The sequence below is a fragment of the Arcicella lustrica genome (genome assembly GCF_034930985.1).
In the GTDB taxonomy this organism is placed as follows: Bacteria; Bacteroidota; Bacteroidia; order Cytophagales; family Spirosomataceae; genus Arcicella; species Arcicella lustrica.
This window is the reverse complement of record NZ_JAYGIM010000006.1, coordinates 298,083-311,412: the sequence shown is the minus strand read 5'-3', so window position 1 is coordinate 311,412 and position 13,330 is coordinate 298,083. Positions and strand designations below refer to the sequence as shown.

General features: G+C 36.0%; 5 protein-coding genes. All 5 read left to right on the top strand.

Annotated elements, in window-relative coordinates; genetic code table 11:
* Positions 1–6: 6 nt before the first annotated feature.
* The 5 genes from VB798_RS09035 (at position 7) to VB798_RS09015 (ending at position 13,329) form a co-directional block, all read left to right on the top strand.
* Positions 7–2,199 carry an alpha-L-rhamnosidase-related protein gene (locus tag VB798_RS09035; protein WP_323258105.1) on the top strand — a complete coding sequence of 731 codons (2,193 nt, stop codon included), beginning with the start codon at positions 7–9 and terminating at the stop codon, positions 2,197–2,199.
* A 334-nt stretch (positions 2,200–2,533) separates the two neighbouring features.
* Complete coding sequence (locus VB798_RS09030) at positions 2,534–5,284, top strand: alpha-d-galacturonidase (protein ID WP_323258103.1); 2,751 nt, start codon at positions 2,534–2,536, stop codon at positions 5,282–5,284.
* A 60-nt stretch (positions 5,285–5,344) separates the two neighbouring features.
* On the top strand, positions 5,345–6,892 hold the full coding sequence (locus tag VB798_RS09025) for an MGH1-like glycoside hydrolase domain-containing protein (RefSeq protein ID WP_323258101.1): 1,548 nt from the start codon (positions 5,345–5,347) through the stop codon (positions 6,890–6,892).
* A gap of 111 nt (positions 6,893–7,003) precedes the next feature.
* Positions 7,004–9,811 (top strand): glycoside hydrolase family 95 protein, encoded by a 2,808-nt coding sequence (locus VB798_RS09020; RefSeq protein ID WP_323258099.1) that lies wholly within the window; start codon positions 7,004–7,006, stop codon positions 9,809–9,811.
* Positions 9,811–13,329, top strand: a complete 3,519-nt coding sequence (locus tag VB798_RS09015) for a malectin domain-containing carbohydrate-binding protein (protein ID WP_323258098.1) — start codon at positions 9,811–9,813, stop codon at positions 13,327–13,329. The genes VB798_RS09020 and VB798_RS09015 overlap by 1 nt, the downstream gene beginning before the upstream one ends.
* Position 13,330: the final 1 nt, after the last annotated feature.

Here is a 13,330-nt window from a genome sequence, read left to right as displayed (position 1 = left end):
TTTAAAATGATGAAAATACTTTCCACAAAAATCTCTTTGAAAACAAAGCTGCTGGCAGTCTTAACTTTCCTGTCTTTTTGTTCGCCTACTTTGGCACAAAATCAAGCTACTTGGATTTGGTATCCGGGTGATTTTGAAGTTTGGTTGAGTAACAAAATGCAAAATAGAAGAACAGAACGTGGTTCGTTTTTCCCACCATTTTGGAAATTGGACAGTCATTACAATTTAGTTGATTTTCATAAAGATTTTGATTTGCCCGTAGCTGAAGAAGTTTTATTGGCTGTAGAAGGACAATTCAATGTAAAAATTGATGGAAAAGCAATTGCAGGTTTTCCGAAAAAAATCACTGTACCCGCTGGAAAACATAAAGTGAGTTTAAAAGTATTTTGTCAAGACCGTGTTCCTGCCATTTTTGTACAAGGTAAAAAAGTGGTTTCGGATGCTTCTTGGCTCGTTACTTTTGAAGACAAAGAATGGATTGATGAAACAGGAAAAGCGTCTGACCAATCTGGTACAAAATGGCTTAATGCTGGTTTCTGGAATTTTAACTCGGCTTTAACGCCTCCTTCAAAATTCAAATTAGACACCAAAATTCAGCAAGCTGTAAAAACAGAAAGAAAGTCACAAAGTCTTTTATTGGACTTTGGTAAAGAGACTTTTGGTTTTATCAAATTGCAAGGTTTAAAAGGAAAAGGGAAACTAAAAATTTACTACGGAGAATCTAAAGAAGAAGCTTTGGCGACTGAAACCTGCGAAACGTTTGATGAAATTGAAGTAAATGAAACCAAGAAAAAAGACATGACGATGGAGCTTTCAAAAGCTTTTCGTTTTGTGAATGTGCAATTTGAGACTGGCGTTTCGCTTGATGGAGTATCGATGTTATATGAGTTTTTACCTGTAGCCGACCGTGGCGGTTTCCGTTGTTCTGATGAACAAATCAATAAAATATATGATGTTTCAAACTATACTTTTCATTTGAATACTCGTGAGTTTTTCATTGACGGAATCAAACGTGATCGTTGGATTTGGTCGGGCGATGCTTATCAAAGTTATTTGATGAACTATTATTTATTGTTCGATTCTCCTTCGGTTACTCGTACTTTATTGGCACTCAGAGGAAAAGACCCCGTGACAAGTCACATCAATACCATCATGGATTATACCTTTTATTGGTTTATCGGCATCAACGATTATTATCAATATACGGGCGATAAAACTTTTATTCAACAGTTTTATCCAAGAATGCAAAGTTTGATGGATTACTGTTTGTCAAGAAGAAACAGCAATGGAATGATGGAAGGCTTAACGGGCGATTGGGTTTTTATCGACTGGGCAGAAGGTTTAAGTAAAAAAGGAGAAGTAAGTTTTGAGCAATTGCTTTTGGCGAGAAGTTTAGAAACAATGGCAACTTGTGCCAATATTGTGAACGATACCAAAAATGAAGAAAAGTACAAACAATTGGCAACGGAGCTAAAAGCAAAGCTTTTCACCAATTATTGGAACAACGAAAAACATGCTTTGGTACATAGCCGAGTGGATGGAAAGCAAACCGAAAATGTAACTCGTTATGCCAATATGTTTGCAATTTTCTTTAATTATCTCGACGAAGCTAAAAAACAAGATGTTAAAACACATGTACTTTTGAACGATAAAATTCAGAAAATTACAACACCGTATATGCGTTTTTATGAGTTAGAAGCACTTTGTGCTCTGGGTGAACAAAGTTATGTATTGAAAGAAATGAAAGATTATTGGGGCGGAATGTTGAATTTAGGCGCTACTTCTTTCTGGGAAGAATACAATCCCAACAAAAAAGGCGATGAACATTATGCCATGTATGGTCGCCCATTTGGGAAAAGTCTTTGTCATGCTTGGGGAGCAAGTCCTATCTATTTGTTAGGAAAATATTTCTTAGGTGTAAAACCTACTTCTGCCGCATATAAAACCTATTTAGTAGAACCACAATTAGGCGGTTTGCAATGGATGGAAGGTAAAGTGCCAACACCCGATGGCGACGTAAAAGTGTATTGCAGCACGCAGCAAATCAAAATAACTGGTGCAGCTGGAGTAGGAACTTTAAGGTTTAAAAGTAAAATAAAGCCAAGTAGTAAAGATGGAGAAATCAAAGCTTTGGCAAATGATTTATATGAGTTAACGCTTGAAAAAGGCAAGACTTACGAAGTATTTTATGGGTTATAATATTTAGGAATATTGATTAAAAACAGACGAATTTTCGTCCGTTTTTTTATTGTCAATGCCCAAGAGAAATACTTCAATTGAATATTTGTGCTTGAAAGTTCTTTCTTGATAGATTTGAAATCTTTTTATCAAAAAATCATTGTCATTTAGAAATGATAAAATTGTACAATAGTTAGAAAAAATGATAGAGTAAAAGCCCTAGCTTTAACAATAAATTTGTAACGTTATTTTGAGCAAGTTGAATTTTATTAATACTTTATTAGATTTTTCTTAAAAATACAAAAGCTTTCCAATCGTTTTATCAATACATCAACTCATTTCAATGAATAAGTTTTTGAAATATATTATCCTTAACCTGCTCATTTGCTGTAGCTTCAGTGCGATAACATTCGCTGAGATAATTCCACAAAAAAAACGTTTAGCTACAATTTTAGTAACGGATTCTAGTCAAATTCGTATCAAATTTGGTGTCGAGAAACTTCGTTCGGCTTTAACAACTATTGGCTATGAAGTAAAGATTAAGCCTGTTTCAAATACAAAAGAAATGGGTAGCGTCATTGTGATAAGTACTTTATCTGATGAAAAGCTTCAAAATACTCTTTCTTTATACAATCTTGACAATAAAAAGGATTTTAAAAAAGAAGGATTCTCTATTTCAAAAGCAATCAATAAACCTATGTTGATTGTTGGAAAAGATGCTTCTGGTGTTTTGTATGGATGTTTGGAATTGGTGAATCAAATTAAAGAAACAGGGAAATTATCCGAACAAATTAATATCAGCGAACAACCAGAAATGGTTTTGCGTGGTACTTGTATCGGTTTGCAGAAAACGACTTTATTGCCCGGAAGAGGAACTTACGAATATCCTTATACGCCCGAAAGTTTTACGTGGTTTTATGATAAAGCCATGTGGATTCAGTATTTAGACATGATGGTTGAAAACCGTTATAATTCGTTGTACTTGTGGAATGGACATCCTTTTTCATCTTTAGTGAAATTAAAAGAGTATCCTTATGCAGTAGAAGTTGATGATGAAACTTTTAAAAAGAATGAAGATATTTTCCGTTTTCTAACCCAAGAAGCCGACAAAAGAGGTATTTGGGTGATTCAAATGTTTTACAATATTATCATTCCGAAACCTTTCGCTGAAAAACACAATCTTGAAACACAAGACCGTAATCGTCCGATTATTCCCATCATTGCTGATTATACTCGTAAATCTATCGCCGCTTTTGTTGAAAAATATCCAAATGTTGGTTTGTTGATTACTTTGGGCGAAGCGATGGAAGGCGTTGGTCAGGATGATGTTGATTGGTTTACGAAAACCATTATTCCGGGTGTGCAAGATGGTTTGAAGGCAATCGGACAAACGACAGAACCGCCGATTGTTTTGCGTGCACACGACACCGATGCACCAAGAGTAATGAAAGAAGCATTGCCACTTTATAAGAATTTATTTACAATGGCAAAATTCAATGGGGAAGCCTTGACAACTTATACGCCAAGAGGTTCTTGGGCAGAATTGCATAGAAAACTCAGTAGAATCGGAACGGTTCACGTAGAAAATGTACATATTTTAGCCAATCTTGAGCCTTTCCGTTATAGCTCGCCCGATTTTATCCAGAAATCTGTTTTGGCAATGCACAGTGTTTATGAAGCCAATGCTTTGCATTTGTATCCACAAGCCTCTTATTGGGATTGGCCATTTACGGCAGATAAAACTGACAAACGTTTATTGCAAATTGACCGTGATTGGATGTGGTACAAAACTTGGGCAAGATACGCTTGGAATTCAAACAGAAAACGAGAAAATGAAGTAAATTATTGGGGAAAAGAATTAGCGAAAAAGTACGGCTTACCGCAAGAAAAAGCCAAAAATGTCTTGACAGCGATGGAAGAAACGGGAGAAATTTCTCCGAAATTACTTCGACGCTACGGCATTACAGACGGAAACCGTCAAACACTTACTTTAGGGATGTTGATGACACAATTGATTAATCCTTTCCGTTATGGTTTATTTACGATGTTGTATGAATCGGAAGCACCCGAAGGCGAAATGATTATAGAATATGCTGAAAAAGAATGGAAAAATGAAAAGCACATTGGCGAAACGCCTGTAAGAGTAGCAGATGAAGTAGTGGCACATGGAAAAAAAGCCGTTGAAGCCATTGATAAAGCTGCCAAATTTGTCACCAAAAATAAAACAGAGTTTGCACGTTTGAAAAATGATACTTATTGCTACGATGCAATGGCGAATTTTTATGCAGAAAAAGTAAGAGCAAGTCTTTTGGTACTTCGTTATAAATATTCAAACGATGTGAAGGATTTAGAAAAAGCTTTACCACTTTTACAAAGTAGTGTAAATCATTTTTCTGATTTAGTAAAATACACTAAAAATGCGTACTTGTATGCCAACAGTATGCAAACCAAACAGCGTAAAATTCCGATGCGTGGTGTGGATGCTACTTTTATTCATTGGGAAGAAATGTTGCCAGTGTATCAAAAAGAATTAGCTCGTTTTAAGTTTTCAATTGATTCTCTGAAATCACAAAAAAATGTAACAGTAAAACAAGCTACACTTTTTGAAAATGTCGATGTAAAAGTATCATCAGGGGCAGAAGGTTTTTATCAAAACGAAAAAGGTCAGCAAGTATTCACAGATACTTTATCGGCAATTACTGATTTAGCCGTTCAATTAAAGCAATTAAAAGGTTTGAAATTTAACCGAGAAAAGCAACAATCTGTTGGAACAAGCTTAACATTTACGACAACAGAACCCGTAAAACTTTTAGTAGGCTTTTTTAATGATAAAAATCGTAAATTCTTGCAAGCACCTGAATTAGAAACAGATGCAAGTGCTAATGATTACGGTCAGTCGGAAATTAAGATTTCAAATGCAGTGCTGATAGCAGGGTTTCCAGCGGTAAATATTCACGCTTACTCCTTCAAAGCTGGCACTCATACATTGAACTTAGGCAAAGGAGCTTGTTTGGTTGTAGGTTTTATGAAAGGCAATCAAGAAATCCCAATTTCAGATGCAGGTTTAGCAGGAAACAAGAAAAATATTGATTGGCTATTTGAGTAATTAATCTAATCTCAAACCTATAAGGTTTCTAAAACCTTATAGGTTTAAAAGGTTCAAATAATGAAATATAAATCAAATCTTATCACCATACTTTTACTCTTTGTAATAAGTAATACTTTCGCCCAAAAAGCAAACATTTTATCGACTGATAAACTTAAAAATTTTGTCACAGAATTTAATGCCTCAGACGATGAAGCAGTAGAGAATTTTGTGCCAAATGCCCAATCTTTTGAATGGCTTTCACAAAATATTCCGCTTTTTGAATGTCCAGATTCTGTCATTCAAAAAGTATATTATTATCGTTGGTGGGCATTGCGTAAGCATCTGAAACAAACACCCGATGGCTTTATTTTCACTGAATTTATCACCAAAGTAAATCACGCAGGTAAGCACAATGCCGTAAGTAGTGCTTTGGGACATCATATTTACGAAGGGCGTTGGTTGCGTAATCAGCAATATATCAATGAATATACTTCGTTCTGGTTGGATGTTGACCCAAAGCATACCGTTCAGCGTTTTCATGGTTTTAGTAGTTGGATTGATGATGCAGTTTATAATCGTTATTTGGTCAATTTGGATAAAACTTTTATCGAAAAAAATCTTTTGACATTAGAAGCCGATTACAGAAAATGGGAAGTTGAAAAACAATTGCCTAATCAACTTTTTTATCAATTTGATGTAAAAGATGCGATGGAAGAATCTATCAGCGGTGGCAGAAAAGATAAAAATATTCGCCCTACCATCAACAGTTATATGTATGGAAATGCAAAAGCATTAGTGGAAATGGCGAAGTTGGTGCAGAATGATACTTTAGCCCAAAAATATGAAGCAAAAGCAACGGAACTTAGAAAATTGACGATTGATAACCTTTGGGATGAAAAAGCTAGTTTTTTCAAAGTAAAACTTGAAAAGACAAATGGATTTTCGGATGCTCGTGAAGCGATTGGGTTTATTCCTTGGTACTTTAATTTGCCAGATGATCAAGCGAATGTCGCAAAAGCATGGAATCAATTGATTGATACAACGGGTTTTAAAGCACCTTGGGGAATTACTACTGCCGAACGTCGTCACCCATTATTTAGAACACACGGTTCTGGTCACGGTTGCGAATGGGACGGGCCACTTTGGCCTTATGCCACGACCCAAACCTTAAAAGGCTTGTCGAATTTGTTAACAAATTATAAGAATCACGGAGCGATGAATGCCCAAGTTTTTTACGATGAATTATACAAATATGCCAATTCGCATCAAATGAATGGCAAATTGTACTTGGGAGAGTATCAGGATGAAAAAAATGGAGAATGGCTTAAAGGAGATAATCCAAGAAGTAAGTTTTATAATCACTCAAGCTTTGCAGATTTGATTATCAATGATTTGGTTGGATTAAAGCCAAGAGCGGATAATGTCCTTGAAATCAAACCATTAATTCCTGAAAAACAATGGGATTGGTTTTGTTTAGACAACGTTTTTTATCACGGAAAAAACCTGACAATTCTTTGGGATAAAACAGGTAAAAAGTACGGAAAAGGAAAAGGTTTCATGGCATTTGTTGATGGAAAACAAATCGCTAAAGCTAAAAAATTAAAACAATTGAAAGGGAGTTTATGAGTTCATGAGTTTAAGGTTTATGAGTAGTAGATTTTATTTACTCATAAACCTTAAACTCATGAACTTTTTACTCATAAATCCTAAACTCATAGACTCACAAACGCTAAACTCATGAACTTAAAAAGTATTGCTCTTTTCATTTTCTTGCCATTGCTGACCAACGCCCAAGCTTATAAACTTTGGTACAAAAAGCCTGCGGAAAAATGGACGGATGCTTTGCCAATTGGAAATGGAAGACTTGGCGCAATGGTTTTTGGAGGTGTTGAAAAGGACAGAATTCAGTTTAACGAAGAAACGCTTTGGACGGGCGAACCACGCAATTATAATCATCCTGACGCTGCTAAATACTTAGGTAAAATTCGACAATTATTACAAGAAGGGAAACAAAAAGATGCGGAACAACTGGCGGAAGAAAAATTCATGGGAACCAAAAGTAACGAAGGGAAACGTGAAGAATGGTTAGCAGAAGTTCGTCAATTAAAAGATTTTGTGAGAAATCCCGCCGCAGAAAATTTTGATGATTCAGCTTGGAAAACGATTAAAGTTCCAACTTATGAAGGTTGGGAAACCGTAGGTTTTGAAGGTTTAGACGGCGCACTTTGGTTCAGAACAACTTTTGATTTGCCAGAAAACTGGAAAGGCAAAAACCTAATATTGGATTTAAACAGAGTACGTGACCAAGATTTTACTTATATCAACGGAAAATTAATTGGAAATACCAATAATACAGACGTCAGAAAGTATATAATTCCTGCGGAAGTACTGAAAGTTGGGAAAAATAGCATCGCCATTCAAGTAATAAATTATTTTGATAAAGGCGGAATTGCGGGATACAAAGACACAACTCGTCACATCGGAATTTATCCAGCCAATGAAAATGGCGAACAAAGAATTTCTTTGGTAAAAGATTGGAAATACTTTATTCAAAACGATGAACCGCCAGCCGTTGGGAAATATCAAGCAGATTATCAGCCTTTTGGAGATTTGTCTCTTGATTTTAAAGGACTTCAAAATTTCACCAATTATAAACGTGAATTGTCGCTTTCGGAAGCGATTGCTAGAACAAGCTATACTTCAAAAGGCATTCAATTTACCAGAGAATACTTTGCCAGCGAACCAGACCAAGCAATCGTTATTCACCTTTCAGCTAGTCAGTTAAAAAGTATCAGTTTTGATGCAAGTTTTAGCAGTCCACATAAAAAATATGTTGTTCGTCAGCTTGATAAACATACTTTAAGTTTATCAGTAGCGGTAAGAAATGGCGTTTTGAAGGGGGAAAGTAATTTATTGATTCAAGCAAAAAACGGAAAGATTTCGACTGAAAATAATAAGATTTCAGTTGAAAATGCCGACGAAGTAAGCTTGTATTTAGTCGCTGCTACAAACTTTATTGATTATAAAAACACTTCGGGAAATCCTTTCGCCATTTGTCAGCAAAGACTAGCCAATATTCAAAAAAGTAAGCTTGCTACTTCGCAAAATTTTACCAAATTCAAACAAAAACATTTAAAAGAGTATCAACAATATTACAATACTTTTTCGATTGATTTTGGGAAAGACAAGTACGAAAATCTTCCGACCGACGAAAGAATACAACAATTTCAACATCATTCAGACCCATCATTTGCAGCATTATATGTGCAGTATGGTCGCTACTTGTTGATTTCTTCTTCCAGATTAGGCACACATCCAGCCAATTTACAAGGCATTTGGAACGATTTACTCACGCCACCTTGGGGAAGTAAATACACTACCAACATCAATGCAGAAATGAATTATTGGCCAGCCGAAGTACTCAATCTTTCGCCCATGCACGAATCACTTTTCAAAATGATTGATGAATTGGCAAAGAACGGAAAAGAAACTGCCCAAACACACTATGATGCACGTGGCTGGTTGGTGCATCATAACACGGATATTTGGCGAGGAACTGCGCCCATCAATGCTTCAAATCATGGTATTTGGGTGAGTGGTGGCGGATGGTTGAGTCAACATCTTTGGGAACATTATTTGTTTACCCAAGATAAAAATTTCTTGAAAAACAAAGCTTATCCTATCATGAAGGGAGCAGCAGAATTCTTTGTTGATTTTCTGGTAAAAGACCCCAAAATGGATTGGTTAATCAGTACGCCAGCGAATTCTCCTGAAAATGGTGGCTTGGTAGCTGGTCCAACGATGGATCATCAGATTATTAGAAATCTGTTTAAAAACTGTATTGAAGCGAGTAAAGTATTGCATTTAGACGAGAAATTTCGAGATACTTTATTGACAAAATACAAACAGATTGCACCAAATCAAATTGGAAAATATGGTCAATTGCAAGAATGGTTGGAAGACAAAGACGATACCACCAACAAACATCGTCATGTTTCACATTTATGGGGCGTGCATCCCGGCAATGATATTACTTGGGAAGAATCTCCTGAAATGATGAAGGCGGCTAGACAATCCTTAATTTATCGTGGCGACGAAGGAACAGGCTGGAGTTTAGCTTGGAAAATTAATTTTTGGGCAAGATTCAAAGATGGAGACCATGCCATGAAAATGGTAAAAATGTTAATTCGTCCTGCCAGTGGTGCGGGTGGTTCTTATGTCAATTTATTTGATGCACATCCGCCTTTTCAGATTGATGGAAACTTTGGCGGTTCGGCTGGTATTGCCGAAATGCTTTTGCAAAGTCATACCAAATACATTGATATTTTTCCTGCTTTACCCACTGATTTACAAGAAGGAAGCGTAAAAGGCATTAAAGCAAGAGGTGGTTTTGAATTAGATTTTACTTGGAAAAATGGTAAGTTGACGAGCCTAAAAATTCTTTCAAAAGCAGGAGAAAATTGTTACTTGAGATACGGAGATAAGAAAATAGATTTCCAAACGACAAAAGGGAAAGTTTATACATTTAATGGTGAATTGAAATAATGAAAAGATGCTTTTATAATTTATTTTGTTTGACTTTTTTGTTGTTGAACTCAACGCAGCTAAAAGCACAGACACTTCTTCGGAAAGATATTTCATTAAATAATAATTGGTTTACTACTGCTAAAGATTCGCTTGATAATTTTTCAAGTTTTGAAACGAGTACATTTTCGGTGAAAAATTGGAAAAAAGTAAATGTGCCACATAATTGGGATCAGTACGAAGGTTATCGCCGAATGCTTCATGGTAATAAACATGGTTATGCGTGGTATCGTAAAACCTTTAAAGTACAAGAACTCAACAAGGGAAAACGTTTTTTTCTATACTTTGAAGGCGTAAGTTCTTACGCAACAGTTTGGCTGAATGGTAAAAAAGTTGGTACTCATGCAGGTGGAAGAACTACTTTTACGTTGGATGTAACGGATGTTATTTTAAGTCAGAATCAAGATAATACTTTAGCAGTTCGAGCCGACCATCCAGCCAATATTCAAGATTTGCCTTGGGTTTGTGGTGGCTGTTCTCCTGAACGAGGTTTTTCAGAAGGCTCTCAACCGATGGGAATTTTTCGTCCTGTGCATTTAGTCATTACGAATGAAGTACGGATTCAACCTTTCGGAATTCACATTTGGAATGATTCTACGGCTTCAGAAAAATCTGCTTTGTTGCATCTTTCTACAGAAATTAAAAACTACAGTAACAAGCTTAAATCACTGACAATTCTCAATGAATTATTCGATAAAAATGGACAGAAGGTAAGTGAAATAAGTTCGAAAATTACGCTTGCTTCCAATACCGTTGCTAATATCAATCAACAATTTCCTGAAATTAAACATCCAATACTTTGGTCGATTGAAAACCCGTACTTGTATCAAGTACACACTAAAATCATTGAAAATGGCAATTTGATTGATGAAATAAAAACAGATTATGGTATTCGTACCATCAGTTGGCCAATTGGTAAAAAAGGCGCCAAACAGTTTTTATTGAATGGAAAGCCTGTTTTTATCAATGGCATTGCAGAATACGAGCATCTGATTGGCAATAGCCATACCTTCAGCAAAGAGCAAATTCATGCTAGAGTACAACAAATTAAAGCGGCTGGATTCAACGCATTTCGTGATGCACACCAACCTCATAATTTGCATTATCAGCAATATTGGGATGAATCGGGCATTTTGTGGTGGCCACAAATGGCGGCGCATGTCTGGTACGATACGCCTGCTTTCAGAGAAAATTTTAAAACACTTTTGAAAGATTGGATTAAGGAACGCAGAAATAGTCCTTCGATTGTGCTTTGGGGTTTGGAAAACGAAAGTACTTTACCCGAAGATTTTGCCAAAGAATGCACAGCATTGATTCGTCAGTTAGACCCAACGGCTTCTTCTCAAAGAAAAGTTACGACCTGCAACGGAGGAAAAGGAACAGATTGGGACGTTCCGCAAAACTGGACTGGTACTTATGGAGGCGACCCAAATTTATATGGAGAAGATGTAGAAAGACAAGTATTAATTGGCGAATATGGCGCTTGGCGAACCATAGATTTACACAAAAATCAAGGTTTCAGCGAAGATAAAATGACCAATTTGATGGAAATGAAAGTACGTTTGGCGGAAGCGGCGAAAGACAAAACGACGGGACATTTCTTTTGGTTATTCAATTCGCATGATAATCCGGGAAGAGTACAAGGTGGAGAAGGTTTACGTGAAATCGACCGTGTTGGACCAGTGAATTACAAAGGATTATTAACACCTTGGGAAGAACCATTGGATGTTTTTTATATGTTTCGGGCAAATTATGCTTCAAAGGAAAAAGAGCCAATGGTGTATATTTCCTCGCATACTTGGGCAGACCGTTGGACGAAGACGGGCAAAAAAGATAGTATTGTGGTGTATTCTAATACCGATGAAGTAGAATTATTTAACGACGTCAATCATGTTTCTTTAGGAAAAAGAAAACGAAATGGTATTGGTACACATTTTCAATGGGATGGCGTAGATATTCAATATAATGTTTTGTATGCGGTGGCTTATGTAAATGGTAAAGCTGTGGCAAAAGATTATATTGTGCTCAATCATTTACCGAAAGCCCCACATTTTCAGAGCCTTTATTCGATTAAGTCAGAAGTAGTAAGTGCCAAAAAAGATTACCAATATTTGTACAGAGTAAATTGTGGTGGAAATAAGTACATCGACCATGAAGGAAATACGTGGTTAGCCGACCAAAATAAAACCGAAAAAAATACTTGGGGTTCAAGTTCTTGGGCAGATGATTTTAAAGGAATGCCAAGTTTTTTTGCCAGTCAAAGAAAAACGAATGACCCAATTGCTGGCACAAAAGATTGGCAATTATTTCAAACATTTCGTTATGGACGTGAAAAATTGAAGTACCATTTTAATGTTCCTGACGGAGAGTACTTGGTTGAATTGTATTTTACTGAACCTTGGCTTGGTACGGGTGGTGGCATGAATTGTACAGCTTGGCGTTTATTTGATGTAGCGGTGAATGAGCAAACGATTTTAAAAAATGTAGATATTTGGAAAGAAGCAGGACACGATGGTGCATTGAAGAAAACAGTGAAAGTAAAAATAAGAGGCGGTCAATTGGTGATTTCTTTTCCGAATGTTAAAGCTGGGCAAGCACTTATTTCAGCCATTGCGATTGTCAGTTTGGATAAAAGACTAAGTACGGTTTCCCTAAATTCAGGTTTGATTCAAGTAAAAGAAGCAAATACTGATACAAAAATGCAATATTGGTTGGACACAGGTGATAAAGTATATTCAGACGATGATGCAAAATTTGTGTCCTTGCCATCAAATTTGTACAGTGCAACATACCTACAGTTTGCCAAAAATGAGAACACAGAAAAGCTTACATTTACAGCTACTGAAAATATTGATGTTTATATAGCAATACCAACATCAGTGATTAACAAACCAAATTGGCTTGTTAATTTTGAGGAAACGGGTACTTTCATCGAAAGTACTTATCAAAACAATACAGCTTATAAAGTTTTAAGAAAACGCTTGTCGGTAGGAAAGGAGTTAACGTTGGGTAAAAATCCTGAAAATTCAGCACATTATTTGTTGATGATAAACCAAAGCAGTACCATTGAACCCGCTTATGATTTAAAAACAGTAAAAAGTTACAAGGCCATTGAAGGTAAATTGCTAGGAAATGCAGTGAAAGAAATATTGATGGAAAAAGAAAGAGTATCTTTCAAAAAGCCATCTGGCGATGTTTTAGAATGGACAATTTCAGTAGGTGTTGCTGATACTTATTCTTTAACAATAAAGTACCATAACCCTCTTGATAAAATTTTACAAGCGAGATTAGCGATTGTTGCCACAAATGGAACCGTGATAAAAAAAGGAGATTTAATATCTTTTCCTCCTTCTAAAAAAGGAAAATGGAGCTATCATAACACAAGTACAGGAACAATGATTAACGCAGGAACTTATCAAATAAAATTGATAGGTGAAGATGCCGAAAATCTGACGCTCGATGCTATTGATGTGCAATAAA